A 23,466-nucleotide genomic window follows, 5' to 3' on the forward strand; every position below is an offset into this window, starting at 1 on the left:
ACGGCACTGATGACCACCGTGGATACGAGGCGGGCGGCCCCGCCCCTGCCGGGGACCGCGCGGCGTTCCCCGGCGGGCTGGGTGCTCGCCGCGCTGTGGGCAGGGGTGGCGGCCGTGATCGCGCTCTGGTGGGCGGACACCGGGTCCGTGGTCGGCACGGCCGGCCGGCTGACCGGGGCCGGGCGGATCGCCGGGCTGCTGTGCGGGTACGCCTGCGCGGTGCTGGTCGGGCTGATGGCCCGGGTGCCGCTGCTGGAGGTGCGGATCGGCTCGGACCGGGTGGCGCGCTGGCACGCGATGGCCGGCCGCTACACGATCTGCCTGCTGCTCGCGCACGTGGTGTTCATCCTCGCCGGGTACGCGGCGCAGGACCGGGCCTCACTGTGGCACGAGACGGTGACGGTGGTCCTGGACTACCCGGACATGCTGAAGGCGACCGCCGGCACGGTGATCCTCCTCGCGGTCGGCATCACCTCGGCACGGGCCGCGCGGCGCCGCACCGGTTACGAGTTCTGGTACTACGTCCACCTGCTGACGTACGCGGCCGTGTTCCTGGCCTTCTTCCACCAGCTCGCGCTGGGCGACCAGTTCAACGGCAGGCCGGTGGCGACCGCCCTCTGGTACGCGCTGTACCTCGGGGTGGCGGCCCTGGTGGTGTGGTTCCGGATCCTCGCGCCCGTGCGGCTCAACCGGCGGCACCGGCTGCGGCTGGACTCGGTGCACCAGGAGGCGCCGGGCGTGTACTCGGTCGTCGTGCGCGGCCGGCACCTGGACGAACTCGGCGCACGGCCGGGGCAGTTCTTCCGCTGGCGGTTCCTGGGACAGGGTATGGGCTGGACGTCCACGCCGTACTCGCTGTCGGCGCCGCCGCGCCCGGACCTGCTGCGGATCACGGTCAAGGCGCTCGGCGACCACAGCGCCGCCGTGCCGCTGCTGCGGCCGGGCACCCGGGTGTGGGCGGAGGGCCCGTACGGCTCCCTGACCGCCGACCGGGCCACCTCGCACCGGTCCCTGCTGATCGCCGCCGGCGTCGGCATCACCCCGCTGCGGGCGCTGTTCGAGACGCTGCCCGGCGAGGTCACCCTGCTGTACCGGGCCCGCGGTGTCGAGGACCTGGCGCTCGGCGGCGAACTGGAGGCGATCGCCCGCTGGCGCGGCGCCCGGGTGCTGTACGCGCTCAACGGGCCGCACGGGCAGCGCCCGGACCTCACGGCCGAGTCGCTGCGGGCGGCCTTCCCGGACCTGGCCGGGCACGACGTCTACATATGCGGCCCGCACGGTTTCGCGCAGGACGTGTACCGGGCGCTGCGGGCGGCCCGGGTGCCGGACCGCCGTATCCACCACGAGTCGTTCGAGCTGTGAGGTCTCCTTCCGTGCACGCGCTGAACAAGAACCGCCCCTTCCGCCGCATCGTGCTGGCGAGCGCGGCCACCGTCTCCGGGATGGTGCTGCTGCTGTCGCTGAAGCCGCACGCGGCCCCGGCGCCGGCCGCCGGCACCCCCGCGCCCGCCCCGACGAGCAGCAGCGCCGGCGCCTCCCCGGGGACCACGAAGGCGCCCGCCACCGGGACGAGAACGGTCACCGGTGACTCCGTCCAGACCCGCTGGGGTCCCGTCCAGGTGCGTGTGACGATCAAGGGCGGCAAGCTCACCGACGTCACCGCGGTCGTCTACCCGACGGAGAACCCGCGCGACCGAGAGATCAACAGCTACGCCATCCCGCAGTTGCGGCGCAAGGCGCTGGACGCGCAGAGCGCGCGGATCGACTCGGTCTCGGGAGCCACGTACACCAGCGACGGCTACCGCCAGTCGCTCCAGTCCGCGCTGGACTCGGCGGGCCTCTGAACACTCGGCGCACGGGGCGCGTATCTCTGGGCCAAGGGTCAAGTCCCCACGGAGGAACCGTGACCACCACGCTCGCAGGCGGACGTGCCGCCCGCCGCCAGACGATGCGCCGCATCCGCCCGCGCCGCTCCCCGGCCGTTCCGCTGCTGATCGCGGTCTGGGCGGGCGCGGCCGCCGTGCTGTGGCTCTGGTGGCACAACACCCCGGCCATCGCGGACAACAACGGCAGGATCCTGAACGCGGGCCGCATCACCGGTCTGCTGGCCGGCTATCTGATGGCACTGGTCGTGCTCCAGATGGCGCGGGTACCGGCGCTGGAACGGCGGGTCGGCTCCGACCGGGTGGCCCGCTGGCACGCGATGAGCGGCCGTTACACGCTCTGCCTCATCGTGGCGCACGTGTTCCTCACCATGTGGGGCTACGCGCTGCAGGCGGGCAAGTCGCTCGGTGACGTGGTGCAGCAGACCGTCGACTCCGTCAACCAGCTCCCCGACATGGGCAAGGCCGCCATCGGCACGGGTCTGTTCGTGCTGATCGGGGTCAGCTCGGTGGGCGGGATCCGCCGCCGGCTGCCGTACGACGCCTGGTACCACGTGCATCTGCTGACGTACGCGGCGGTGTTCCTGACGTTCTGGCACCAGATCAGCACCGGCAACGACTTCGCGGTCGAGCCGGTCGCCAAGACCTTCTGGTACGGGCTGTACGGCGCCGTCACGGCGCTGGTGCTCTGGTACCGCGTCATCACCCCGGTCCGGCTGAACGTCCGTCACCGGATGCGTGTGGAGGCGGTGATCGAGGAGACGCCGGGCATCGTGTCGGTGCTGATCGGCGGGCGGAAGCTGCACCGGATGGGCGCGGAGGCGGGGCAGTTCTTCCGCTGGCGGTTCCTGGCCCCCGGGATGCGGTTCAGCTCGCACCCGTACTCGCTGTCGGCGGCGCCCCGGCCCGAAATGCTGCGGATCACGGTGAAGGCGATCGGCGACCACAGCTCCCGGCTGCGCGAGCTGGCGCCCGGCACCCGGGTGTGGGCGGAGGGCCCGTACGGGGCGCTCACCGCGCAGCGGCGCAGCCGGGGCAAGGTGCTGCTGGTGGCGGGCGGGGTCGGCATCACGCCGATGCGGGCGCTGTTCGAGACGCTGCCCGGGGCGGCCGGTGACATCACCCTGCTCTACCGGGCCAACACCACCCAGGACCTGGCACTGTGGGACGAGCTGGCCGCGATCGCCGAGGAGCGGGGCGCCCGCCTGATGTACGCGGTCAACAGCCCGGACGGTGAGCGGCCGGACATCTCCGCGGAGAACCTCCAGCGGAAGATCCCGGACGTCGAACGCCACGACGTCTTCATGTGCGGGCCGCCCGGGTTCGCGCAGTCCGTGTACGAGGCACTGCGCGGCGCGGGAGTCCCCGCGCGCCGTATCCACCACGAGTCGTTCGAGATGTGAGCGGGAGCTGCGAAGCGATGAGGAAGAGCCACCCCATTCGGCGCGTCGTGCTGGCCACCGCGGCCACCGTGTCCGGAGTCGTGCTGCTGCTGTCGCTGAAGCCCGCGTCGGACCCGGCCGCGGCGCCGGCCGCCGGTGCCGCCGCGCAGGCGGGCGGGGCCGCGCAGCAGGCACCGCAGGGCGGGCAGCAGGGCGGTGGCGCGGCGGCGGGCACCGTCACCGGTGACGCGGCGCAGACCCAGTACGGGGCCGTGCAGGTGCGGCTGACCGTCGCGGGCGGGAAGATCACCAAGGCGGAGGCGGTGCAGGCCCCCAAGGGCGGGGTCAGCGACCAGAAGACCGCGCTCGCCGTGCCGAAGCTCAACCAGGAGGCCGTGGCAGCAGGCAACGCCGACATCGACGCGGTCTCCGGGGCGACCTACACCAGCGCGGGGTACAAGAAGTCGCTGCAGTCGGCGCTGGACAAGGTGAAGGCGTCGTCCTCCGGGGCCGGTTCCGGCGCTGGTACCGGTGCGGGTTCGGGTGCCGGATCGGGTGCCGGTTCCTCGGGTGCTTCGGGGTCCGCGCAGGCGCGGACCGTCACCGGCCGGGTCGCGCAGACGCAGTACGGCCCGGTGCAGGTCAGGATCACCGTCAGCGGGGGCAGGATCACCCGGGCGGAGGCGGTGCAGGCGCCCAAGGGCGGGGTCAGCGGCCAGAAGACCGCGCTCGCCGTGCCGAAGCTCAACCAGGAGGCCGTGGCCGCCAGCAACGCCGACATCGACGCGGTGTCCGGGGCGACCTACACCAGCACCGGCTACAAGCAGTCGCTGCAGTCGGCGCTCGACCAGGCCGGTGGCTGACCCGGTGACCGGGCCGGACGACGCCCCCGCCGCGGTACGGCACGCGGAGGAGGTCATGGGCACCGTCTTCTCCTTCGACATCCGCGGCGGGCGGACCGACGCGGTGCGCGAGGCGCTGGCCGGGGCGGTCGCGGTACTGCACCGGGCCGACGCGCTGTTCTCCACCTACCGTGAGGACAGCGAGCTGTCCCGGCTGGCCCGGGGCGAGCTGACCGTGGCGCGGTGCGCGCCCGAGGTGGCCGAGGTGCTGGAGCTGGCGGCCGAGGCGGAGCGGGTCAGCGAGGGCTGGTTCAGTCCCCGGTACCGGGGCGACCTGGACCCGACCGGAATCGTGAAGGGCTGGGCGGCGGAACGGGCCGCCCAGCTGCTGGCGGCGGTGGACGGGGTGTGCGGGGTCAGCGTGAACGGCGGCGGCGACGTCCAGATGCTGGGCGCGCCGGAGGCGCATCGGCCGTGGCGGGTGGGAGTGGCCGACCCGCTCCGGCCGGGCGGGCTGGCCGCGGTGATCTCGGCGGCGGGCGTGGACGAGCTGTCCGTGGCCACGTCCGGCACGGCGGAGCGGGGCGCGCACATCCTGGATCCGCGCACCGGCCGCCCTGCGGTCACCGACCTGGTCTCGGTGACGGTGGTGGGCCCCAGGCTGACCTGGGTGGACTGCTGGGCCACGGCCGCGTTCGCGATGGGGTCGCGGGCGGGGCTGGCATGGCTGGAGTCGCTGCCCGGCGTGGAGGCCCTGCTGATCACGGCCGGGGACGAGGTGCGCTGCACCGGGGGTCTGGCGGACCGACTGGGCTGAAAGTTCAATTTTGGTCTTTTTACCTCCGAATGCCATCCGGCTCCAGCCATGGACCGTATCCCCTGTGAAGCAAGATTCAGGAGGAACGCATGGCCATCTTCAGCAATCTCATGCCGGCCAACGGCCATGACAACGGCGACGACACGTCGTTCGACGGCGGCTCGCGGAACGGCTTCGGCCACGACCACGGCGACCGTCACGACTTCGGCGACCGCCACGGACATGGTCACGGCCACGGCCACGGTGAAGGCCACGGGCACGGCCATGGCCACGGCGGCCACGGCGGCCACGGCGGCCACGGCGGCTACTGATCGCATCCCGAGGCGGGGCGGACCGGTGACCGGAGGACCCGGTCCGTCCCGCCGCCGACTTCCGAGGAACGCATGCCATGGCGCACCTCCTGCGGCGTCTGCTGTCGGTGGGCGAGACCTCCGACGCCGTGGTCGCCGCCGCGCCCCCGGTGCCCCTGCGTGAGGTGTTCCGGCGGTTCTGGCCGTACACCCGGGGCGGCCGGCGCTGGCTCGTTCCCCTGACCCTCTTCAGCCTGGCCGGGCCGGCCGTGGACGCGGCCGAGATCTGGCTCTTCAAGATCGTCGTGGACGATGTGCTCGTCCCCCGGGACCTGCGCCCCTTCCTCTGGATCGCGCCGGTCTATCTGGGGCTCATCCTCTGCTCCGGGATCCTGGGCTTCGGCGACAGCGTGACGTCCACCTGGGTCAGCGAACGCTTCCTGCTCTCCCTGCGCTCCGACGTCTTCCGGCACGTCCAGGGGCTGTCGCTCGGCTTCTTCGAGCGCCGGCGGCTCGGCGACGTGCTGTCCCGGGTCACCGGTGACGTCGACGCCGTCGAGACGTTCCTGCTCTCCGGGGTCGCGGACGTCCTCTACTACGTGATCCGCCTGGGCGTCTTCCTCGGACTGCTCTTCTACCTGCGCTGGGACCTGACCCTGCTCGCCCTCGCCATCGTGCCGCTGTTCTGGGGTGCCGCCCGGCACTTCTCGCGGCTGATCAAGGCGGCGTCGCGGGAACGCAGGCGGCGCAGCGGCTCGATCAGCGCGATCGCCGAGGAGTCGCTGGGCAACGTCGCCCTGGTGCAGGCGTACAACCGGCAGGGGTGGGAGGAGCGCCGGTTCGAGAAGGAGAACCTCGGCAGGTTCCGGGCGGCGATGACGTCGGCCCGGATCCGTGCCGTCTACGGACCCGTCGTGGAGATCATCGAGGTGGCCGGCGGTATCGCGGTGATGGGCCTCGGCACCTGGAAACTGGCCCAGGGACAGCTCACGCTGGGCGGCCTGCTGGTCTTCCTGGCCCTGATCGGCAAGCTCTACGGCCCGGTCCGCGGCCTGTCCCACCTGGGCACCACCTTCTACGCGGCCTCCGCCTCGGCCGAGCGGATCATCGAACTGCTGGACCAGCGGCCGCAGGTCGTCGAGGCCGCGCACCCCCGGCGCACCGGCCGGGCGCGCGGCGAGGTGGAGTTCGACGGCGTCTGCTTCCGCTACCCCGGGACCGGGTCCTGGGCCCTGTCGGACGTGTCCTTCGAGGCGGCGCCCGGTGAGACGCTGGCGCTGGTCGGGGCCAGCGGGGCCGGCAAGTCGACGATCGCCAAGCTGCAACTGCGCTTCTACGACCCCGACCGAGGAGCGGTCCGCCTCGACGGCAGGGACCTGCGGGAGCTCAGCCTGACCGACGTGCGGGACAGCGTCGCCGTGGTGCTGCAGGAGACGCTCGTCTTCCACGGCACCGTGCGGGAGAACATCGCCTACGGCCGCCCGGAGGCGACGGACGCGGAGATCGTCGCGGCGGCGCGCGCGGCGGACGCGCACGAGTTCGTCGAGCTGCTCCCGGAGGGGTACGACACGCTGGTCGGCCAGCGGGGCCGGACGCTGTCCGGCGGACAGTGCCAGCGGCTGGCCATCGCCCGGGCGATGATCCGGGACGCGCCCGTCCTGGTGCTGGACGAGCCGACCACCGGCCTCGACGTCCGCTCGGGACGGCGGATCATGGACCCGCTGCGCCGGCTCATGGCCGGGCGGACGACCGTGGTGATCTCGCACAACCTGCTGACCGTCCAGGACGCCACCCGCATCGTGGTCCTGGACCACGGCCGGGTCGTCGAGCAGGGCGCCCACGGCGAACTGCTCGGCCGCGACGGCGCCTACGCTCGGCTCCACCGGCTGAACGCCCTGAACGGCGTACCGTCCCCGGGACGGGTGCCCTCATGAGCGCCCCCGCCGCCCGGGAAGCGGCCCCGGCCGCGGCGCCGGCCCCGGCCCTGGCACCGGGCACGCGGCCGGTCCCCGGCTACGAGATCCTGGGCCATCTGACCCGCACCCGCTGCCTGGACGTCCACGACGCCTGGAGCGAGGAGCGGGACTGCCGGTGCGTGATCAAGGTGCTGCGTCCGGACCGGCGGGGCGAGGCCGGGCTGGGCGAGCGGCTGCTGCGGGAGGGACGGTGGCTGCGGGAGTTCAGCCATCCGCATCTGGTCCGCGGCTACGAGACCTTCGAGTCGCCCGAGCCGCTCGTGGTCCTGGAGACGCTGACCGGGGAGACGCTGTCCCACCTGGTGCGCCGGCTGCGGCACCGGGCGTCCGCCGCCGACGTGGCGCTCCTCGGGGTCCAGCTGTGCTCCGCCGTCCACTACCTGCACCGCCGTGGCCTGCTGCACCTGGACCTCAAGCCGTCCAACGTGGTGGTGGACCGCGGGTTCGCGAAGGTGCTGGACCTGAGTGTCGCGCGGCCTCCCGGCCCGGCCCCCGCGGGCGTGGGCACACTCCGCTACCTGGCCCCGGAGCAGGCCCGCGGGGGCCCGCTCACGACCGCCGCCGACGTGTGGGGCATCGGCGTCACCCTGTTCGAAGTGGCCTGCGGCGAGCCGCCGTTCGGCCGCGACGACAGCACGGGGGACCCGGACGGAAGGTGCTGCCCCCAACTGGAGCGGACAGCCCCGCCGGTGGCCTCCCGCCGGCGCCTGCCGCCCGCCCTCGCCGCCGCCGTCGACGCCTGCCTGCGTCCCGGTCCGCCGGCCCGGCCCACGCTCACCGACCTGTCCGCCGCCCTCGGCTCCGCCCGGCCCGGCGCCCGCGGCTGAGGCGGGTACTCAGGGCGGTACGGTCGCCCGGGTTCACGCCTCGCCGGTGCGGACCTGGCCGGTCTGCAGCGGGGCCGTGGCGAGGACGGTGCCGTCCGGGGCGGTCAGGCGGGCGCCCGACACCGCTCCCGGATCGATGGAAGCCGCCACGCCCCAGGCGCCGCGCCCCTCGTGCACCGGGAACTCGCCGAGCCGGACCGTCGTGCCGTCGGAGCGCTCCAGGAGACAGGTGACCTTGCCGTCGTACACGGCGCCGGGGGCCGTCAGATCGACGGACATGAACACCCAGCCGGGGCTCCCGGGGTGGGCGTAGACCTCGCCGGCGGGCCGGGCACCGGACCCGGCCGAGGTCAGATCGCCGACCAGCATGGTCTCGGTCCCGGCGGGCGCCGCGGGCGCGGCCGTGACCTCCTCGATGGCGGTGCCGATCCCCCAGCCGGCGAACCCGAAGGCGACGGCGAACGCGACCGCCACCGACGCGAGCCGCAGCCGGACCCGCCGGGCCCGGCCGCGCAGCCCCTCACGAGCGGACGCCCGCATGGGCGGGCGCCCCTCGTACGCGGTGACGTCCTGGGTCAGGGCGCGCGCCACCCGGGTCTCGAAGCCCAGCGGCGGTTCACGGTCCGGCAGCAGGCCGATCAGCCGGTCGCCGACCAGGGTCAGGTGCTCGACGTACTCGCGGCACTCCGCGCAGCCGTCCAGATGCGCGACGGCCGCGGCGCGCTCGCGGCCGTCGAGCACGCCCAGCGCCAGCTCGGCACCGAGCTCCCGCAGTCGCCCGCAGGTCACCTCACTGGACATGGTCGCCTCGCTTCGGAGCCGCGAGGGTGGTCCGCAGTTTGCCCATGGCCGCCCTGATCCGCGTCTTGGCGGTGCCCAGCGGGATCTTCTCCCGGTCGGCGATCTGCTGGGCCGTCATTCCGTAGACACCCGCCATCACCAGGGCACGCGCCTGTTCCCGCGGCAGCCGCGCCAGGGCGGCCCGGAGCTGGGACGAGGCCTCGTCGGCCAGCGCCCACCGCTCGGGGGTCTCGGTGACGACGCCCAGGAGCGCCTCGAGGTCCTCGGGCGCCACCGCCTGCGTCCGCCGGGCGCGGACGGCGTCGATGGCGAGGTTGTGCGCGATGGTCGTCAGCCAGGTCGTGACCGACCCGCGGCGCGAGTCGTAGATCTGGGCGTGACGCCACGCGCGCTCGAACGTCTGCTGGGCGATGTCCTCGGCGAGCTGCGGATCACCGGTGACGGCCATCGCGACACCGAAGACCCTGTGCTGGAACCTCCGTACGAAGGCGACGGCGAGTTCCTGGTCACCGGTGGACAGCCCGGACAGCAGAGCCTCGTCCGGAAGGCGGTCCACCGGTGTCCCGTAACCCGACACACCTCTGTATACGGCCGGCCGACGCCTGGGGATTGCGCCCCGGCTCCGGAAGATCACACGGCCATTGTCCGCCGGTCGGCCGGGGCCCGCACGCGGGTCACACCCCGTTCTGCGCCAGCCGCAGCAGATGGTCCGCGAGCGCCTGGCCGCCGTCCGGATTCCGGCTGATCAGCAGCAGTGTGTCGTCGCCCGCGATGGTGCCGAGGATGTCGTGCAGCTCGGCCTGGTCGATCGCCGAGGCGAGGAACTGGGCCGCGCCCGGCGGGGTGCGCAGCACCACGAGGTTGGCGGAGGCCTCGGCGGAGATCAGCAGCTCCTGGGAGAGCCGCCGCATCCGCTCCTCCTTCGCCGACTCCCCCAGCGGGGCGCGCGGAGTGCGGAAACCGCCCTCGCTGGGCACCGCGTAGATCAGGTCGCCGTCGTTGTTGCGGATCTTCACCGCGTTCAGCTCGTCGAGGTCCCGGGAGAGCGTCGCCTGGGTGACGCTCAGCCCGTCGTCGGCGAGCAGCTTGGCGAGCTGGCTCTGGGACCGCACCGGCTGCCGGTTGAGGATGTCCACGATCCGGCGGTGGCGGGCGGTGCGGGTCTGCGGGACGGCGGGTCCGGCACCCGCCGCCTGCTCGTGGTCCTGCGCCTGGCTCATCGTCTTCTCATTCCCCGGATCGTCCGTCCCCGTCGGCTGCGTCGAGGATGCCGGGCAGTGCCCGCAGCAAGGCACCCGTCTCGTCGTCGCGCAGGTTCAGCGGCGGCATGAGCCGTACGACGTCGGGAGCGGGCGCGTTCACCAGGAACCCGGCCTCCTGGGCCGCCTGCTGCACCTGTGGCGCGTGCGGCCCGGTGAGCACGATACCCAGGAGCAGGCCCGCGCCCCGGACACAATCGATCAGCGGGTGGCCCAGGGCCTCGATTCCGTCCCGCAGCTTCTCGCTCTGCCGCTTGACGTTCTCCAGCAGTCCCTCGTCCGCGATGGTGTCCAGGACGGCGAGTCCGGCGGCGCAGGCGACCGGGTTCCCGCCGAAGGTGGTGCCGTGCTGACCGGGCTGGAGCAGTTCGGCGGCGCGCCCGAAGGCCACGGTGGCACCGAGCGGCAGCCCGCCGCCGAGCCCCTTGGCGAGCGTGACGACGTCCGGCAGGACGCCTTCGTGGGCCTGGTACTCGAACCAGTTGCCGGTCCGTCCGACGCCGGTCTGCACCTCGTCCAGCACCAGCAGCGCGCCGGTGGCGGCGGTGATGGCGCGGGCCGCTTTGAGGTAGCCGGCCGGGGGCACCACGACCCCGTTCTCGCCCTGGATCGGCTCGATGACGACGAGGGCCGTCTCCTCGGTCACCGCGGCGGCCAGCGCCTGCGCGTCGCCGTACGGGACGTGGGTGACGTCGCCGGGCAGCGGCAGGAAGGGCTGCTGCTTGCCGGGCTGGCCGGTGAGCGCGAGGGCGCCCATCGTCCGGCCGTGGAAGCCGCCCTGCGTGGCGACCATGTGGGTCCGCCCGGTGAGCCGGCCGATCTTGAAGGCGCCCTCGTTGGCCTCGGCCCCCGAGTTGCAGAAGTAGACCTTGCCGTCCCGGCCGAAGAGCTGCAGCAGGCGCTCGGCGAGGGCCACCGGCGGCTCGGCGACGAACAGGTTGGAGACGTGGCCGAGGGAGCCGATCTGCCGGCTGACGGCCTCGACCACGGCCGGGTGGGCGTGGCCGAGCGCGTTGACGGCGATGCCGCCGACGAAGTCGAGGTACTCCTTGCCGTCGGCGTCCCACAGCCGGGCGCCCGCACCGCGCACGAGGGGCAGCCGGGGGGTGCCGTAGTTGTTCATGAGCGCGCCCTGCCACCGCGCGGTCAGCTCCTGGTTGCCCGTCATGACTGCTCCCCCTCGGTCTCGTCGGGCACGACCATCGTGCCGATGCCCTCGTCGGTGAAGATCTCCAGCAGGATCGAGTGCTGCACCCGGCCGTCGATGACGCGGGCGGTGCGCACACCGCCCCGCACCGCGTGCAGGCAGCCCTCCATCTTCGGGACCATGCCCGCGGACAGCTCCGGCAGCAGTTTCTCCAGCTGGGAGGCGGTGAGGCGGCTGATCACCTCGTCGGAGTTCGGCCAGTCCTCGTAGAGGCCCTCGACGTCGGTGAGGACCATGAGGGTCTCGGCCCCCAGTGCCGCAGCGAGTGCCGCAGCCGCCGTATCAGCATTGACGTTGTAGACATGTCCGTCGTCCTGTGACCTGGCGATCGAGGACACGACCGGGATGCGGCCGTCGGCGAGCAGTGCCTCGATGGCGCCGGTGTCGATCTCGGTGATCTCGCCGACCCGCCCGATGTCGACCAGCTCGCCGTCGATCTCGGGCTGGTGCTTGGTGGCGGTGATGGTGTGGGCGTCCTCGCCGGTCAGGCCGACGGCGAGGGGCCCGTGCTGGTTGAGCAGGCCGACCAGCTCGCGCTGCACCTGCCCGGCGAGCACCATCCGTACGACGTCCATGGCGTCCTCGGTGGTGACCCGGAGGCCGGCCTTGAACTCGCTGACGATGCCGTGCCGGTCGAGGGCGGCGCTGATCTGCGGACCGCCGCCGTGCACCACGACCGGCTTGAGACCGGCGTGGCGCAGGAAGACGACGTCCTGGGCGAAGGCGGCCTTCAGGTCCTCGTCCACCATGGCGTTGCCGCCGAACTTGATGACGACGGTTCTGCCGTGGTGCCGGGTCAGCCAGGGCAGGGCCTCGATGAGGATCTGGGCCTTGGGCAGTGCCGTGTGTTTCCGCGTCGTGGTCATGAGGAGTAGGCGCTGTTCTCGTGGACGTAGTCGGCGGTCAGGTCGTTGGTCCAGATGGTCGCGGTCTCGCCGCCCGCGGCGAGGTCGGCGACGATGTGCACCTCGCGGTAGCGCATGTCGACCAGCTCGCGGTCCTCGCCCACGGAACCGTTCTTGCAGACCCAGACGCCGTTGATGGCGACGTTCAGCCGGTCCGGTTCGAAGGCGGCCTTGGTGGTGCCGATGGCGGACAGGACGCGGCCCCAGTTGGGGTCCTCGCCGTGGATCGCGCACTTGAGCAGGTTGTTGCGGGCGATGGAGCGGCCGACCTCGACGGCGTCGTCCTCCGTCTCGGCGTTGATCACCTCGACCTTGATGTCCTTGCCCGCGCCCTCGGCGTCGCCGATGAGCTGCCGGCCGAGGTCGTCGCAGACCTGCCGGACGGCCTCGGCGAACTCGTCGTACCCGGGGGTGATGCCGGAGGAGCCGGAGGCGAGCAGCAGCACGGTGTCGTTGGTGGACATGCAGCCGTCGGAGTCGACGCGGTCGAAGGTGACCCGGGTCGCGGCGCGCAGGGCCTTGTCCAGCACCTCGCCGCCGAGGTCGGCGTCGGTGGTGAGGACGACCAGCATGGTGGCGAGGCCCGGCGCGAGCATGCCGGCGCCCTTGGCCATGCCGCCGACGGTCCATCCTCGCCCAGACTCCGTCCGGGGGGACCCCCTGGTGACCACGGACGTCTTGTGGACGGTGTCGGTGGTCTTGATGGCGATGGCGGCCTTCTCGCCGCCGTGCTCGCTGAGCGCGCCCGCGGCCGTCTCCACCCCCTTCAGGAGCTTGTCCATCGGGAGCAGCACGCCGATCAGTCCGGTGGAGCAGACGGCGACCTCGATGGCGCCCCGGCCGAGCACCTCGGCCGCCTTCTCGGCGGTGGCGTGGGTGTCCTGGAAGCCCTTGGGGCCCGTACAGGCGTTGGCGCCGCCGGAGTTCAGCACCACGGCCGACACCTGGCCGCTCTTGAGGACCTGCTCGGACCACAGCACCGGGGCGGCCTTCACACGGTTGGAGGTGAAGACGCCGGCGGCGGCACGGCGGGGCCCCTCGTTGACCACGAGGGCCAGATCCGGGTTGCCGTTCTCCTTGATCCCGGCGGCGATGCCCGCCGCCGTGAATCCCTTGGCTGCCGTGACGCTCACTGCATCTCCTTGTTCGCCCCGCCGCGGTAGCGGCTGATGTCACTGTCGCCCGCGCGGCGCGGCGGTGCGGCCATCGTCGTCGTCTGCGGCCCGGCGGCTGCACGTGCGTCGCTCACGGTGCGACTCCGATCGTGGAAAGTCCCGTGGTCTCGGGGAGACCCAGGGCGATGTTCATGCTCTGCAGGGCGCCGCCCGCGGTGCCCTTCGTCAGGTTGTCGATGGCGCTGATCGCGATGACGCGGCCCGCGGCGGCGTCGTACGCGACCTGCACCTGCACGGCGTTGGAACCGTACACGGACGCCGTGGCCGGCCACTGCCCCTCGGGGAGGAGGTGGACGAATGGCTCGTCGGCGTAGGCCTTCTCGTAGGCGGCGCGGACGGACTCGGCCGTCACCCCGGCGACGGCCCTGGCGCTGCACGTGGCGAGGATGCCGCGCGGCATCGGCGCGAGGGTCGGGGTGAAGGAGACCGAGATCCGCTCCCCCGCCACCCCGCTGAGGTTCTGGATCATCTCGGGGGTGTGCCGGTGGCCGCCGCCGACGCCGTACGGCGTCATGGAGCCCATGACCTCGCTGCCGAGCAGGTGCGGCTTGGGCGCCTTGCCCGCGCCGGAGGTGCCGGACGCGGCGACGACCACGGCCTCGGGCTCGGCGAGGTGGGCGGCGTAGGCCGGGTACAGGGCGAGGGAGACGGCGGTCGGGTAGCAACCGGGTACCGCGATGCGCTTGGACCCCTCCAGCGCGGCGCGGGCACCCGGCAGTTCGGGGAGGCCGTAGGGCCAGGTGCCGGCGTGCGGGGAGCCGTAGAACCGCTCCCAGTCGGCCGGGTCCTTCAGCCGGAAGTCGGCGCCCATGTCGACCACGAGGACGTCGGGGCCGAGCCGCTCGGCGACGGCGGCGGACTGCCCGTGGGGCAGGGCCAGGAAGACGACGTCGTGCCCGGCGAGGTTCTCCGGCGTGGTCTCGGCCAGCACCCGGTCGGCCAGCGGCAGCAGGTGCGGCTGGAGCGCGCCGAGCCGCCGGCCGGCGTTGGAGCTTCCGGTCAGGGCACCGATCTCGACCTCGGGGTGCGCGAGGAGCAGCCGCAGGACCTCACCGCCCGCGTAGCCGCTCGCTCCGGCCACCGCCGCACGTACCGCCATGTCCACCCTCCTCTGGATGGCATGACTATACGTATCGCTGCACGTTTATGCAATCGTCTTCCGCGTTCCGGGGACCGTCACCGGACGCGAGGAGCCACCCCCGCCGGGACGCACCGCCAGGCGAGGGCGGCCGCGGACAGGTAGGCGAGGGCGCCGATGGCCATGGCGGTGCGCAGGCCGGTGCCGTAGTCGGGGCTGGTGGCCAGCAGGCTGCCGCCCAGGGCGACCCCGGTGGCGCTGCCGATCTGGCGGGTGGTGTTGAAGAGGGCGGAGGCGGCGCCCGCGTAGGCCGGGGGCGCGGCGCCCATCACGGTGGCGGTCGAGCCGGTGAGCGCGAAGGACGTGCCGAATCCGGTGGCCATCATCGGGGCCACCAGCAGCGGGTAAGCCGGGTCGGGTCCAGCCGCGGCCCAGCCGGCCAGTCCGAGGGCGCCCAGGAGCATGCCGGTGACCACCAGCGGGCGGTCGCCGGTGCGGCGGGTCAGCCGGGCGGACAGCACGGAGGCGAACATCGTCATCGCCACCGCGGGGAAGAGGGCCAGCCCGGTCCGCAGGGCGCTGAAGCCGCGCTGGTGCTGGAAGTACAGGCTGGCGGTGAAGACCATGCCGTAGAAGCCGAAGTTGAACAGCAGTCCGACGGCGGCACCGCCGCTCATCGCGCGGGAGCGCAGCAGCCCCAGCGGCAGGGCGGGAGAGCGGGCGAGCCGCTCGCGCAACGCGAACGCCGCGACGGCGAGCACGGCCAGGGCCAGACCGGCGAGCACGGCGGGGTCGCTCCAGCCGCGCCGTCCCGCCTCGTTCAGCGCGGCGGTGAGCAGGGCCACCGCCGCCACGACGGCGCACTGCGCCGGCCAGTCCAGGGCCCGGTCCGGGTGCCGCGGTGACGGCGCGACGAACCGCGACGTGAGCACCAGGCAGACCAGGCCGACCGGCAGGTTGATCAGGAAGACCCAGCGCCAGCCTGCCGTGGACACCAGCAGCCCGCCCAGCAGCGGCCCGGCGGAGGCCGCGATGCCGGCCATCGACCCCCAGAGCCCGAAGGCGCGTGAGCGGGCCGCCGGCACCGGATAGGCCTCCTGGAGCAGCGCGAGGGAGCCGGGCACGATCAGGGCCGCGCCGAGTCCCTCCACCAGCCGGGCCGCGACCAGGAAGGGGGCGTCCGGCGCGAACGCGCACGCCGCCGAGGCCGCCGTGAACACGCCGACGCCCGCGCGGAAGACGCGCCGGTTGCCCAGCCGGTCGCCCAGCGCGCCCCCGGTCATCAGGAATCCGGCGAAGACCAGGGTGTACCCGTCCGTGATCCACTGGATGCCGGTGAGCGAGGCGCGCAGTTCCCGGCCCACCACGGGCACCGCCACGTTGATGATCGTGACGTCCAGGATGACCATGAAGTACCCGGCGCACACGGCCAGCAGCGGTGCCGAGGAGCGCGGCGCGGCCGCCGGGCCCGGGGCGCCGGGCTCACCGCCACCGGCGGACTCCGCGAAGGGCATGTCGCCGACCCCGTCCTGTCCGGAATCCCTGGGCGCTGAGCATGCTAGGCGGCGGCGGCAGGCGGTCCGGGGAACCCGGGCCGCCGGGCGGCCCGGGTTCCCCGGACGGGCCAACCGGACGCGGTCGGCCGCGGGCCCGGCGCGCGGCCGCCGCGGGTTCCTCACCGCCGCCCGCCGAACTCCCAGTCGTGGACCTCCACGGCGGCGTACTCGCCCGCGGCCAGGACGGCACGGGCGTCGTCCGGGTCCTGGGCCCGGACCAGCGCGGCCGTACCCAGCCAGGTGGCACCGTCGTCGGACAGCAGCGGCCCGAACGCGATCAGGTCGTCCCGGCCGGGCGGCACCGCGGGCCCGGTGGCCCGCCCGGGGCCGAGCCCGAGCACCAGGTACCGGTTGCCGCCGGCCGGGCCACCGGGGAAGTCCCACATGGTGCGCCCCAGCAGGTTGCGCCACCGGCGCAGCAGTACATCCCGGTACACGCCGGCCTGGTGGTTCGGCTCGTCGAAGGCGAACGCGCGGGCGGCGGCGGGATCGGGCAGGTCGACGATGTGCACGCTGCCGGTGGGCGTCTCGCCGTCGGCGCCGAAGGTCGGGCCGCGCGCGATCAGTTCCTTCGCGTACCGGTCCATGTAGGACCAGTGCTCCTCCAGCAGTTCGTCGCGCAGTGCCTCGGAGCCGGGCCGGTCACGGTGGTGGCAGAAGAACTCCATGCCGCGGACCCTGGCGCAGCAAGGGCCAATGCCTCAACCGGATTACGTCACGCGGGTGTTCCCGGCCGCTCCCGGACCTTCCTGCCGCCGGGCAGCATGATGCGGCGGGAGACGACGAACGTCACCGGGATCGCCGCCGCGGAGGCGAGCAGGGGGGCGAAGCGGTTCCCGGCGTGGAGGACGTCCACGATCACGTACACACCGGCGGTGGTGACGAGGAAATTGGTGGCGTTCGTCAGCGGGAACAGCAGGAATTTCCGCCAGGTGGGCCGCGTCCGGTAGGTGAAACGCGCGTTGAGGAAAAAGGATCCGACCATGCTGAGCAGAAATGCCAGAACGTGCGCGCCGAGATAGGGAATCCAGTGCAGGAACAACAGATAGAGGCCGTAGTACACGGCCGTGTTGACGGCACCGACCACGGCGAAGGTGACGATCTGTCTCGACGTCGCGGTCTGGCTCGACGTCGCGGTCCGTCTCGACGTCACGGTCTGGCTCGGTCCCACGGTCCGCTTCGGCATCAAGGAATGAGGTCTTTCGTTCGTTCCACGTTGGTCGCCTTCACCAGGAAGTGCGGACGCCCCTTCACCTCGTAGTAGATGCGGCCGGTGTACTCCCCGATGACTCCCAGCATGACCATCTGCACGCCGGCGAGGGCCGTGACGGCGGTGATGATGGTCACATAGCCGGGCGTGTCGACGCCGTGGACGAGGGCGGCGCCCACGATCCAGGCGGTGTACAGGCCCGCGCACAGCAGCAGTCCGGTGCCGAGCCAGAGGGCGGCGCGCAGCGGCCGGTTGTTGAAGGACAGCAGGCCGTCGAGGCCGTAGTTGAGCAGGCTGCGCAGGTTCCAGGAACTGCGGCCCGCCTCGCGCGTCGCGTTCTCGTACTCGAAGGTGGTGCTCGGGAAGCCGACCCAGGCGAACAGGCCCTTGGAGAAGCGGTTGTACTCGGTGAGGGCCAGCACCGCGTCCACCACACGGCGCGACATCAGCCGGAAGTCGCCCACGCCGTCGACCAGTTCGACGTCGACCAGGCGGTTGACGAGCCGGTAGTACAGCCGGGCGGTGAGGGTGCGGGTGAGACGGTCGCCGGTGCGGGTGCGCCGGGCGATGACCTGGTCGTGGCCCTGCTCGCGCAGCCGGACCATGCGCTCGATCAGGCCGGGCGGGTGCTGGAGGTCGGCGTCCATCACTACGACCGAGTCGCCGGAGGCGTGCCGGAGACCGGCGAGGAGGGCCGCCTCCTTGCCGAAGTTGCGGCTGAAGGAGACGTACCGCACCCGGGAGTCGCGCCCTGCGAGGTGCTTCAGCACGGCGAGGGTGCGGTCGCGGCTGCCGTCGTCGACGTAGACGAACTCCATGTCGTGCCCGAGTGGTAGCAGCGCGTCGGCGATCCGCTGGACCTCCTCGTGGAACCGCTCCAGGACGGCTTCCTCGTTGTAGCAGGGCGCGACGATCGATATCAGCATGACGGGTCTCCCCCAGGACGCGTTCGGAGTGCGGCGGTCACGCGCTCGAGTGGCGGTGTGGTCGGGTGCGGTGCCGGGACGCGCCGGCGGCGCACGGTCCCGAGCGTGCCGAGCAGGGCGAGCGTCAGGAGCGAGGCGGCCCCGACGGCCGTGCCCAGGCGCAGGCCGGGCGGGTGGAAGGTACAGGTGAGTGAGGTGGCGGTGCCGTCCAGGGGGACGGCGATCAGCCCGTGGAAGGACTCGGCGGGCCGGGGCCGGCCGCCGCCCGCTGCGCACCGCCAGCCGGCGGTCCGGGGTGCCGCCACGACGGCGACCCCCCGGCTGTGGGCGGGCAGTTCGGCGCGCAGGGTGCCGTCGGAGACGGTGACCTCCTTGGCGCCGGTGGCCTTCAGCCGGGCGGCCGCGGCACGCAGGCGGCCGGTGTCCAGGCAGCCGATGGCGCCGCCGGGGACGCGGCCGGGCCGGTCCGGGGTCAGCGTGACGCGCAGCGGCCCGGACAGCGGGGCCGGTCCGAGCGGCTCCATGGCGGCGCGGCTGCGCGGGTACGCGGACCGGAAGCGCGCGCCGGCGCGGGCGCCGTCCAGGCGCGCCGTGCCCGAGAAGCGCGGGGCCCACAGGTAGACCTGGCTGCCGGCCGGGCAGACGGCCGTGACCGTCGGACGGGCCAGGGCGTTCCCGACGCCGACCCGGCCGCCCCGGACGGCCCGCCCGGCGTCGCCGCGCACGGCGGTCCGGGGCACGGTGTAGACGCGGCTGCCGAGCAGCAGTTCCTGGTTGCGGTACGGCGACGGCCCGAAGCCCGTCCGGGCGGGGGCGCCGCGCACGGTCACCAGGGGCGGCACGTCCCGGCGGGTGACGGTCACCGGGCCGCCGTCGCCGTCCTGCGGCGGCTTCGACTGGTGCGGGTCCGGCGGGGAGTGCACCCGGGCGCCGACGGAGAGGACGACGTCGGTGACGGGGTTGTCCAGGCTCTGCACGCTCCGTCCGCGCGAGGTCCAGCCGCCGCCGAGCGCGGTGAGGGTACGGCTGAGCACGTCGGAGGTCAGGCTGCTGTAGTACTGGGCGCCCTGGCCACCGACCAGCATCGGGTCATTGGCGACGGTCTGCTCGCGGCCGGGGTCGGTGCGGTACCGGGGCCAGCCGTCGGCCCGGGCGGTCGCCGCCGCCTGTCGCTCCTGCCGCTGCCCCCAGGGCGCGTAGTCGTCCAGGTGGGCGAGGCGCGTCCGGGTGGCCACGGCGGAGGTGGCGGCGCTCTCACCGAGCTGGGATCCGATGAGGAGTACGGCGGCCAGGCCGGCCAGGGCCCGCGCGCGCCGTCCGGCGTCCGCGCGGCGCAGCAGGGCGAGGCCGCCGAGCGCGCCGGCGGTGGCGAGCAGCAGCACCGGCCAGGTGTGCGGGCGCACCATGTGGCTGCGGCTCGCGAGGGCCGTGATCAGGGCGAGCAGCCCGGCGGCCGCGGCCAGGACGCGCGGGGGCGGTGGGCCGTGCGACAGGGTCTGCCAGGCGGCGATGACCAGCAGCCCGCACAGCACGAAGGCCTGCCGGTAAGGGCTGCCTTGCGGAGTGGCGAGGGCGTGCCAGACGAGATGGGTGGGCGCCCACTGCAGCGACAGGGCCACCGCGAGCACGAGCAGGGTCCAGCCGGTGCGCACCCGGGCCGGGACCGCGCGGTGGAACGGCAGGGCGAGGGCGAGCAGCAGGGCGGTCATGCCGACGTAGAGGGCCGGGGAGCCGAAGCCGTAGGTGGCCGGCAGCAGCCGTGCCGACAGGTCCTCGGCGGGCACCGGGGCGAAATCGCGGATCCGGCCCGGGTAGGCGTGTGCGGTGCCGAAGTAGACGACCGTGACCAGCGGGGCGGCGAGGCCCACGCCGAGTGCGGCCGTGAGGGTGGCGCGGCCGGCGGCCGCGAGCGCCCGCCGGCGGGGCAGGTCCGCGAGCAGCATGCGGAGCAGCAGGACCAGGGCGGCGCCGAGGGTGGCCATGTAGGCGGTGTAGAAGTTGGCGGTCCAGGCGAGGGCCACGACGACGGCGCCGAGTACCCGGTGCCGGCCGGCGAGGGCCCATTCGCCGGCCAGGCAGAGCAGGGGCAGGGCGATGAGGCCGTCGAGCCACATGGGGTTGTACGAGGCGTCGGCCAGGCTCCAGCCGCACAGGGCGTAGGAGGCGCCGAGCAGGCCGGCCGCCCACCGGCGTCCGGGCCCGAGGGCCAGGAGCAGGCAGGCCATGGCGGCACCGGCCGACGCGGTCTTCAGCGCGGTGATCACGTACACCGCGAGGTCGATCTCGTGCCGGGGGAAGACGGCGACGAGCGGGGCGAACGGGCTGCCCAGGTAGGTGCCGAGGTCGGGCAGGAAGCCGGCGCCGTATCCGGACTGCCAGTTGACGAGGAGGCCGCCGTCGGCGTGGCCGTGCAGCAGGTCCCACAGGTGGGCGTGGAACGGCACGTACTGGTTGCCCAGGTCGTTGACGTTCCGGGTGCGGGGGCCGAACGGGTAGCTTCCCGCGAGGATGTCGGCGGCGCAGAAGGCGGTGAGGGCGACGGCCGCGGCGAGCAGGGCGGCTTGTGCCGTGGTACGCGGCCCAGGGGGCCGGGTGGAACGGTCCATTGATCGGCAGGCCCCCAGCGAATTCATTTCCTCGATTTCGCCGGATTAGACGGGGCGGATTTCCGGATGGTTGTGCGCTCACCGAAAAGTGATGACTCCCGCTCCGAATAGGGGAAACACGTTGTGAATTTCTCGGCGGGCAGGGAAACACCGGATTTCACAGAGGTGTTTTCAAGGTGAACCGGGTCAACGCGCGGCGCCACCGGGGCCGGGCTTGACCTGGAGTGCGCTCCAACTCCTAGCGTTCCGGCAACGGCGAACGGCCGCCGCGCCGAGCGGCGACCCGGAAGGGATGTACCGACATGAGCGAGAGCACCACCCGTGACGAGCGTTTCGCCCATGGCCTCGCGGTCCTGCGGAAGGTCGACGGCGAGGCCGGGCAGCGGGTCGTCGACTCGCTCGCGGACATCAGCCCCGAGCTGGGCCACCAGGTCGTGTCCTGGGCCTTCGGGGAGATCTACGACCGGCCCGGACTGGCGCCGCGCGACCGCCAGCTGGTCACGCTGGGCGTGCTCACCGCGCTCGGCGGCTGCGAGGCCCAGCTCGACGTGCACGTGGGCGCGGCCCTGAACGTGGGCCTCACCCCGGAGGAGATCACGGAGGCGCTGCTGCACTCCGCCGTCTACTGCGGCATGCCGAGGGCGCTGAACGCCACGTTCGCCGCGAAGAAGGTCTTCGCCGAGCGCGGGCTGCTGCCAGTGGGAGAGCGGCCCGCGCCCGGGGCACCCTCCGCCTGACCCCACGGGCCATCGGCGTGGGCCGTCCCGACGCCAAGGCCTCTCGCTCGGAGCGCGCCGGGCTCGCGAGCCCTGGCACCGCCCCTGATCCGGCCTGATCCGCACGACAGACCCCAACCGCGTCCGGCGCGGGGGCCGGTACGGGCACCCATGCCGCGGCCGTGTGCCCGCTCGTAGACTCGGGGCATGCATGCGCTGACGCCGTATCTGATCGTGCTCGGCTGCCTCGCCGTGGTGCCGCTGGTCCTGATGAGACTCGCGGGTGCGATCCGGCGCCGCGGCTCGGTCGGCGGCGGTGTGGGCGCCGCGCTTGCCGCCTGTGAGGAGGCCTTCCGGGCGACGGGTCACGCCGCGCACCACGAGATCCGGGCCCAGGCCGACCGGAAGTCGCCCACCGGGTCGCCGGACGGTCCGCGCCCGGGGTCCTGGAAGGGCCGGCGGTGAGCGGGGTGCTGCCCGTGCCCGATGTGCTGGCCCATCTGGCCGGGCGCTGGCGGGTGGAGCGGAGCGTGCGGGATCTGGCGGGCGGGGACGAGGGGCGCTTCGCGGGGGTCACCGTGTTCAGCCCGCTCGACGGCGGCGGGCTGCTGCACGAGGAGTCCGGGGAGTTCACCTGGCGCGGAGTGACACGGCCGGCGACGCGGACGCTGCGGTTCCTGCCGGGGCGGGAGCCGGGCACGGCGGACGTGCGGTTCGCGGACGGCAGGCCCTTCCACGGGCTGGACCTGACCTCGGGGCGGTACGTCGCCGGCCACCCCTGCGCGGCCGACTTCTACCGGGGCGAGTTCACCGTGACCGACGCCGACCACTGGCGCACGGTGTGGCACGTCGGCGGGCCGGCCAAGGACCTGGTGCTCACCACGGACTACGTGCGCGAGGGCTGAGCGAGGACGCCGTCGAGACGTAGGTTCCAGCGGCCCGAGCGGCCGGTGACGGTGGTCACCGACAGCGGGCGGACGTCGATGTTCCAGTACGCGGCGGGCGGTGCCTTCAGGGCGTACACCAGGGCCGCGCGGATCACGGAGGGCTCCGCGACCGCGACGATCCGGCCGCCGTCGTCGGCGGGACGCGTGTCGAGCCAGCCGCCGACCCGGGAGATGAAGGCGAGCAGCGACTCGCCGCCGTGCGGGGTGGAGCGCGGGTCGGCGAGCCAGGCGTCCACGGACTCCGGCTCGCGGGCCATCGCCTCGCCCAGCGTCAGCCCGCGCCAGCGGCCCATGCCGCAGTCGCGCAGGGCGAGCTGGACCAGCGGGGCGTAGCCGAGGGCGTCGCCGGTGGCACGACTGCGCGGGGTCGGTGAGCAGTAGCGCAGTTCGGCCGCCGACAGCGGCAGCAGGTCCCCGGCGGCGCGCTGCACCTCGTCCCAGCCGGCCAGGTCAAGCGGCCGGTCGTCCTCGAAGCGCTCCGCGAGCAGCGGGGAACTGCGCGCGGCGGCGACGAACGTCACCCGAAGTGGCATGCGGTGATGGTGGGCCTCGCGGGTACGCAGGTCAAGAGGCGCCGCCCCGTGGTTACCGAGGGTACGGGCGCGCTCACTCGAAGGTGTGCACCATCCACCGCTCCGGGTGGTCGACCGCCCGGAACCCGAGCCTGGCGTACACCGCCTGTGCGTCCTCGGTGGCCAGCAGGACGCGGCGCAGCCCGTACGGCCGCAGGTGCTCGCGGATCCGCCCGACGAACGCCGTGCCGACCCCCTTGCCGCGCACGGCGGGGTCGACGTACACGTCGGCGAGCCAGGCGAACAGCGCCCGGTCGGTCACCACCCGCGCGTACGCCACCTGCTCGCCCGAGGCCGCGTCGTACACCCCGAAGTTGATCGACTCCGCCATCGCGCGCTCGTGCATCTCGCGGGGCCGGCCGATCGCCCAGTAGGCGTCGGAGGACAGCCAGCCGTGGACGCGGTCCACGTCCACACGGCCGGTCTCGGCGGAGAACTCGTAGCCTTCGGGCAGCTCGGGTGCGTCGCTCATGCCGGAATCCTCACAGCCC

26 protein-coding genes are annotated in these 23,466 nt (G+C 73.5%); 12 read left to right on the plus strand and 14 right to left on the minus strand.

What is annotated here, in order from left to right; genetic code table 11:
• Positions 1–9 precede the first annotated feature (9 nt).
• The 8 genes from AB0924_RS03500 (at position 10) to AB0924_RS03535 (ending at position 8,017) form a co-directional block, all read left to right on the plus strand.
• Positions 10–1,362, plus strand: a complete 1,353-nt coding sequence (locus AB0924_RS03500) for a ferredoxin reductase family protein (protein WP_366910541.1) — start codon at positions 10–12, stop codon at positions 1,360–1,362.
• 11 nt (positions 1,363–1,373) lie between these two features.
• Complete coding sequence (locus tag AB0924_RS03505) at positions 1,374–1,844, plus strand: FMN-binding protein (RefSeq protein ID WP_366910542.1); 471 nt, start codon at positions 1,374–1,376, stop codon at positions 1,842–1,844.
• A 59-nt stretch (positions 1,845–1,903) separates the two neighbouring features.
• A complete protein-coding gene (locus AB0924_RS03510; RefSeq protein ID WP_358932191.1) occupies positions 1,904–3,286 on the plus strand; it encodes a ferredoxin reductase family protein in 1,383 nt (460 codons plus the stop codon).
• A 17-nt stretch (positions 3,287–3,303) separates the two neighbouring features.
• On the plus strand, positions 3,304–4,128 hold the full coding sequence (locus tag AB0924_RS03515) for an FMN-binding protein (protein WP_366910543.1): 825 nt from the start codon (positions 3,304–3,306) through the stop codon (positions 4,126–4,128).
• 55 nt (positions 4,129–4,183) lie between these two features.
• Positions 4,184–4,924, plus strand: a complete 741-nt coding sequence (locus AB0924_RS03520) for an FAD:protein FMN transferase (protein ID WP_358932269.1) — start codon at positions 4,184–4,186, stop codon at positions 4,922–4,924.
• A gap of 89 nt (positions 4,925–5,013) precedes the next feature.
• The gene (locus AB0924_RS03525; protein WP_358932187.1) at positions 5,014–5,235 is read left to right on the plus strand and encodes a hypothetical protein; all 222 of its coding nucleotides are present in this window, start codon (positions 5,014–5,016) and stop codon (positions 5,233–5,235) included.
• 77 nt (positions 5,236–5,312) lie between these two features.
• Positions 5,313–7,148, plus strand: a complete 1,836-nt coding sequence (locus AB0924_RS03530; protein WP_358932185.1) for an ABC transporter ATP-binding protein — start codon at positions 5,313–5,315, stop codon at positions 7,146–7,148.
• The gene (locus tag AB0924_RS03535; RefSeq protein WP_366910545.1) at positions 7,145–8,017 is read left to right on the plus strand and encodes a serine/threonine-protein kinase; all 873 of its coding nucleotides are present in this window, start codon (positions 7,145–7,147) and stop codon (positions 8,015–8,017) included. The genes AB0924_RS03530 and AB0924_RS03535 overlap by 4 nt, the downstream gene beginning before the upstream one ends.
• Positions 8,018–8,050: 33 nt before the next feature.
• Here the strand turns inward: AB0924_RS03535 and AB0924_RS03540 are convergent, their stop codons facing one another.
• The 10 genes from AB0924_RS03540 to AB0924_RS03585 all read right to left on the minus strand — a co-directional run bounded on the left by AB0924_RS03540 (position 8,051) and on the right by AB0924_RS03585 (position 17,100).
• Positions 8,051–8,818 (minus strand): zf-HC2 domain-containing protein, encoded by a 768-nt coding sequence (locus AB0924_RS03540; protein ID WP_358932181.1) that lies wholly within the window; start codon positions 8,816–8,818, stop codon positions 8,051–8,053.
• The gene (locus AB0924_RS03545) at positions 8,808–9,395 is read right to left on the minus strand and encodes an RNA polymerase sigma factor (RefSeq protein ID WP_358932179.1); all 588 of its coding nucleotides are present in this window, start codon (positions 9,393–9,395) and stop codon (positions 8,808–8,810) included. Before AB0924_RS03545 ends, AB0924_RS03540 begins: the two co-directional genes overlap by 11 nt.
• Positions 9,396–9,492: 97 nt before the next feature.
• Positions 9,493–10,038 carry an arginine repressor gene (locus AB0924_RS03550; RefSeq protein ID WP_358932177.1) on the minus strand — a complete coding sequence of 182 codons (546 nt, stop codon included), beginning with the start codon at positions 10,036–10,038 and terminating at the stop codon, positions 9,493–9,495.
• Between the two features lie 7 nt (positions 10,039–10,045).
• Positions 10,046–11,245 carry an acetylornithine transaminase gene (locus tag AB0924_RS03555; protein ID WP_358932175.1) on the minus strand — a complete coding sequence of 400 codons (1,200 nt, stop codon included), beginning with the start codon at positions 11,243–11,245 and terminating at the stop codon, positions 10,046–10,048.
• Positions 11,242–12,150 carry an acetylglutamate kinase gene (gene argB, locus AB0924_RS03560; protein WP_358932173.1) on the minus strand — a complete coding sequence of 303 codons (909 nt, stop codon included), beginning with the start codon at positions 12,148–12,150 and terminating at the stop codon, positions 11,242–11,244. The genes AB0924_RS03555 and argB overlap by 4 nt, the downstream gene beginning before the upstream one ends.
• Entirely contained in the window at positions 12,147–13,322 is a 1,176-nt protein-coding gene (gene argJ, locus AB0924_RS03565) for a bifunctional glutamate N-acetyltransferase/amino-acid acetyltransferase ArgJ (protein ID WP_366910546.1), read from the minus strand. The genes argB and argJ overlap by 4 nt, the downstream gene beginning before the upstream one ends.
• A 112-nt stretch (positions 13,323–13,434) precedes the next feature.
• Complete coding sequence (gene argC, locus AB0924_RS03570) at positions 13,435–14,463, minus strand: N-acetyl-gamma-glutamyl-phosphate reductase (protein ID WP_366910547.1); 1,029 nt, start codon at positions 14,461–14,463, stop codon at positions 13,435–13,437.
• 77 nt (positions 14,464–14,540) lie between these two features.
• Positions 14,541–15,956 carry an MFS transporter gene (locus tag AB0924_RS03575; RefSeq protein ID WP_366910548.1) on the minus strand — a complete coding sequence of 472 codons (1,416 nt, stop codon included), beginning with the start codon at positions 15,954–15,956 and terminating at the stop codon, positions 14,541–14,543.
• A gap of 161 nt (positions 15,957–16,117) precedes the next feature.
• Complete coding sequence (locus AB0924_RS03580; protein ID WP_358932168.1) at positions 16,118–16,666, minus strand: YciI family protein; 549 nt, start codon at positions 16,664–16,666, stop codon at positions 16,118–16,120.
• 47 nt (positions 16,667–16,713) lie between these two features.
• Positions 16,714–17,100 carry a GtrA family protein gene (locus tag AB0924_RS03585; RefSeq protein WP_358932267.1) on the minus strand — a complete coding sequence of 129 codons (387 nt, stop codon included), beginning with the start codon at positions 17,098–17,100 and terminating at the stop codon, positions 16,714–16,716.
• Between AB0924_RS03585 and AB0924_RS03590 the strand changes: the two genes are divergently transcribed.
• Positions 17,069–17,194, plus strand: coding sequence for a hypothetical protein (locus AB0924_RS03590; protein ID WP_358932277.1), 126 nt, complete (start codon positions 17,069–17,071; stop codon positions 17,192–17,194). The genes AB0924_RS03585 and AB0924_RS03590 overlap by 32 nt on opposite strands.
• Here AB0924_RS03590 and AB0924_RS03595 read toward each other — a convergent pair.
• Positions 17,184–18,134, minus strand: a complete 951-nt coding sequence (locus AB0924_RS03595; RefSeq protein ID WP_366910549.1) for a glycosyltransferase family 2 protein — start codon at positions 18,132–18,134, stop codon at positions 17,184–17,186. The genes AB0924_RS03590 and AB0924_RS03595 overlap by 11 nt on opposite strands.
• Positions 18,128–20,740 (minus strand): YfhO family protein, encoded by a 2,613-nt coding sequence (locus AB0924_RS03600; RefSeq protein ID WP_366910550.1) that lies wholly within the window; start codon positions 20,738–20,740, stop codon positions 18,128–18,130. The genes AB0924_RS03595 and AB0924_RS03600 overlap by 7 nt, the downstream gene beginning before the upstream one ends.
• Before the next feature lie 302 nt (positions 20,741–21,042).
• On the opposite strand from AB0924_RS03600, the gene AB0924_RS03605 reads away from it, so the two are divergent.
• From AB0924_RS03605 to AB0924_RS03615, 3 genes are all read left to right on the plus strand, one after another.
• Positions 21,043–21,477 carry a carboxymuconolactone decarboxylase family protein gene (locus AB0924_RS03605; protein WP_358932162.1) on the plus strand — a complete coding sequence of 145 codons (435 nt, stop codon included), beginning with the start codon at positions 21,043–21,045 and terminating at the stop codon, positions 21,475–21,477.
• A gap of 186 nt (positions 21,478–21,663) precedes the next feature.
• Positions 21,664–21,921, plus strand: a complete 258-nt coding sequence (locus tag AB0924_RS03610; RefSeq protein WP_358932160.1) for a hypothetical protein — start codon at positions 21,664–21,666, stop codon at positions 21,919–21,921.
• Positions 21,922–21,935: 14 nt separating this feature from the next.
• Positions 21,936–22,361, plus strand: coding sequence for a DUF6314 family protein (locus AB0924_RS03615; protein ID WP_366910551.1), 426 nt, complete (start codon positions 21,936–21,938; stop codon positions 22,359–22,361).
• On the opposite strand, the gene AB0924_RS03620 is transcribed toward AB0924_RS03615, so the two are convergent.
• Positions 22,343–22,936, minus strand: a complete 594-nt coding sequence (locus tag AB0924_RS03620; RefSeq protein ID WP_358932156.1) for a histidine phosphatase family protein — start codon at positions 22,934–22,936, stop codon at positions 22,343–22,345. The genes AB0924_RS03615 and AB0924_RS03620 overlap by 19 nt on opposite strands.
• Before the next feature lie 73 nt (positions 22,937–23,009).
• The gene (locus AB0924_RS03625; RefSeq protein WP_358932154.1) at positions 23,010–23,447 is read right to left on the minus strand and encodes a GNAT family N-acetyltransferase; all 438 of its coding nucleotides are present in this window, start codon (positions 23,445–23,447) and stop codon (positions 23,010–23,012) included.
• Positions 23,448–23,466 lie beyond the last annotated feature (19 nt).

It is taken from the genome of Streptomyces sp. NPDC047869, assembly GCF_040704065.1.
Taxonomy (GTDB): domain Bacteria; phylum Actinomycetota; class Actinomycetes; order Streptomycetales; family Streptomycetaceae; genus Streptomyces.